The sequence below is a fragment of the Peribacillus psychrosaccharolyticus ATCC 23296 genome (assembly GCF_000305495.1).
GTDB classification, from domain to species: domain Bacteria; phylum Bacillota; class Bacilli; order Bacillales; family DSM-1321; genus Peribacillus; species Peribacillus psychrosaccharolyticus.
Map to the genome: position 1 here is coordinate 1 of NZ_AJTN02000080.1, position 3,407 is coordinate 3,407.

The 3,407-nt window shown below is 35.5% G+C and carries 3 protein-coding genes; 2 read left to right on the top strand and 1 reads right to left on the bottom strand.

The window, feature by feature from the left end; all coding sequences use genetic code 11:
• The coding region (locus WYK_RS24845) for an Ig-like domain-containing protein (RefSeq protein WP_040373644.1) at positions 1–1,021 on the top strand (1,021 nt) is incomplete at its 5' end.
• A gap of 293 nt (positions 1,022–1,314) precedes the next feature.
• A complete protein-coding gene (locus tag WYK_RS05945) occupies positions 1,315–2,847 on the top strand; it encodes a S8 family serine peptidase (protein WP_051387338.1) in 1,533 nt (510 codons plus the stop codon).
• Between the two features lie 508 nt (positions 2,848–3,355).
• Here the strand turns inward: WYK_RS05945 and WYK_RS26270 are convergent.
• On the bottom strand, positions 3,356–3,407 hold a 52-nt coding region (locus WYK_RS26270; RefSeq protein ID WP_152526418.1), incomplete at its 5' end, for an excalibur calcium-binding domain-containing protein.

Genomic DNA, 3,407 nt, shown 5'->3' on the forward strand with positions numbered 1-3,407 from the left:
AGAAGTATCACCTAATAAGGTTGAGTTAAAGCAAATGTTTGAGAGTAACATTCCAGATGAGAAGTTATTAACTTCATTTGATTTTAAAGGGATAATTAAGACAAATGAAAATAAGCATCTAGGTAAACAAAGAGCAAACCAAAGTAAGACAGATGATGATACTCGATATGAAGAAGAACCTAATGATCATTTTGAATCTGCTAATATACATGATATGAAATATTATATATCAGGTACTATTGACTACGATGATATAGACTTATTCAAAGTTATGGTCCCAAAAAGTGGATTATATTTATTAGCAGGTACCACAGCAGATGGAAATTTATTGGATTTAGGTATGGGCATTTTCGATGAGAATGAAAATATACTAAAACCTGTAGATGGACAAAATAATGGGAAAACGAAAGGGTTAGGTTATTATCTCAACCGGGGAACATATTATTTGGGTGTAATAGATTTAAGTGATTATGGACTAGGCGAGGATTATCTATTACAGTTTTCACCTCTTGATAATTCTACTGATACAACGGCACCAAACCGACCAAAAGTAAACCAAATTGATGATAACGATACACGTGTAACTGGCACAGCAGAATCAAATTCACATATTTGGATTCAAGCTGAAGATGACTGGATAGGGAATATCACTACTGATTCAAAAGGGAAGTTTTCTATAAAAATCCCTAGACAAAAAGCTGGGACACATATTGCTGTATGTGCAATAGATGAGGCAGGTAATCAAGGGGAGTTCTCAGTACAGTGGGTAATTGATAAAACAGCCCCATCTACATTAACCGTGGAAAAAATTACAGTGAAAACTTCCTACGTAACAGGAAAAACAGAAGCAAAGGCTAAGGTGCAAGTAAAGAGCGGAAGTACTTCATTAGGAACTGCAACTGCTGACAGTAAAGGGAATTACAAAGTGAGAATTGCTAAACAAACAAAGGGAAAAAAGATAACAGTAATTGCTAGAGATAGTGCCAAGAATGCCAAAATAATATATACAACCGTAAAGTAGATTAGAAATGTACTATCCTCAAAATGAATTCATTATAAAGTCCCACTATACAATTAGGTGTGCGAACGCTTTGGTCAAGTAGGAAAGACTGAGTATCCGCAAGTGGTTTATGGATTAAATGAGACAACATTATTAGAGAAGCAAAGAAGATAATAGATAAAAACGGGGAATAATGTGAAATTTCATATTTCTAGTTTTATGAAGTTAGTAAATATCATAAGTATGAAGTTATGTTCTTACAGTAGTATGTTTTATGAATGGACATAATTTGTTGCAATCAGGAGGAAAAAACAATGAAAAAAATATCGTATGCCGTTATTGTCTCTCTATTATCTATGTTTTTCGTGTTCAATCATGTAAGCGCTAACGACACTAAACAGTATATGGTCGTGAAAGATGCCAAGATCAAAGTAGTGGGTAGTAAATCAAAAGCTATGCGTATGGCAAAAAGTAGCGGTGGTATAGTCTATGAAGATACAAAAATGAAAGCCTATGGACAAAAAGCTAGTTGGGGGATTAAAACTATTAACGCAAGTAAAGCGTGGAGTTTAAATTACAACGGCAGTGGTATTAAGGTTGGCGTCATTGATTCAGGTGTAGATATCAGACACCCTGACTTAAAGATAGCAGGCGGCAAATCGTTTATCAGTGGGCGAAGTAGCTACAATGACGATAACGGGCATGGAACTCATGTCGCTGGGATCATTGGGGCACAAAGTAATAAAATTGGTTCTGTCGGTGTCGCTCCTCGTGCTAAAATCTATGCATTAAAGGCGCTAGGCAAGGACGGGGAAGGGTACATTTCAGATATCATTGAAGCCGTCAATTGGAGTGTTGAGAATCATATGGATGTAATTAATATAAGTTTAGGTTCAGATGATGATTCATACCCCTTAAAACAAGCAATCATGAAGGCTACAGATGCGGGGATTGTCGTAGTAGCATCTGCAGGAAATGAAGCAGGTCAAGTAGGATACCCCGCTAAATATAGTAACGTAATTGGAGTTAGTGCGTTGAAATCCAATACGGCTTTAGCTTCGTTCTCTAATAGAGGTAGTGGGGTTACAGTTGCAGCTCCTGGAGAAAATATCTACAGCACAGTCCCAGGCGGTTACGATTCATACGATGGTACTTCAATGGCGGCTCCATTCGTAGCAGGTACAGTAGCTCTGTATAAACAAGCGACTGGTTTAACGGGTGACAAACTCGTATCGCTAGTTACGTCTTCCGCTGTCGACATTGGCGCAAGAGGGAAAGATAGTGATTTTGGATATGGTCGAGTTAATGCTCCCATCAAGAAGTTAAAACGACTTCCAGCGGATCAACTTAACGGAGAAAACGCCGTCATCAAAGCAGAGAGTCATTCTACCTATCTGAAAGACCGGTATACAGTTGAAACGGACTACGAGTATAATTACTTCCCTGATCCTTCACAAACTCGATACAAGCAAACGTATGCTGATTACTCGAAAGCTATTAGTGTTGTAGAGAAAGTAAAAGATACAAAAGTAAGGAATGCTCTAACCACAAGATTATCGGCAGTGAAAGAATTATATACAAGACTAGATAATTACAGCGTTGTTTATAATTACGCTACAAAACTAAAAGAGTATACGGAATTACTAGAAGATGTTTATTATTATGGGTATGTCGACGACACAACCGTTAAGAGCTACAATCAACTAGGGGTGTTGTTGGATAATAATCTGATAGATAAAGCCTACGGTCCTTCTAATAGGGACTACTTTACAGATAGTTATTATGACCCGGCCTATGAAATATATGAATTGATAGGTTACGAGATTGACGATTTTCTATATGAGTAGACAAAAAACAGAATGGAGTGAAAATTTTTAAAATTAGTGGTGAATTTTTATATATTTATGGAAATCGGTATTTTAAAAGTTGTTGTAATTCCAATGAAGTGTTAGTGTTTATTTAAAAGTAATGCCAAACCGAAATTTAAGGCAAAAGGCTTAATACAATATGTTAAAAAGCAAAAAACTAAGAATTAATTCACCAGATCTTTAAATCGCTCGTCAATAAATTCAATATGCAAGGCATAAGAAACAATATTATTTTGTATAATATCAGTTCTATAATACCAAGAATATTAAATCTCTACGGCACAGTGCTTTGAAGCGGTCTAGAGATTAATACAGTGATTGTTATTTTAAAAAAACCTCATTAGTGACTGTACATGTAGATCTCAATAATAAAAAAGATGAACCATACTTAGTATGGTTCTTCTTTTTTATTACATATTTAGATACTACTTCACCAAAGAAAACAAGAGAATTATATAACAAAAACAACCAGGTAATTTATGATTGGTTACCTTTCACAAGCAATACCATCTTTATCACGATCTAAATCATTATTATTT

Excerpts from the sequence above, each read along its gene's own strand:
- WYK_RS05945 (WP_051387338.1), top strand. The coding sequence starts at position 1,315 with ATGAAAAAAATATCGTATGCCGTTATTGTCTCTCTATTATCTATGTTT.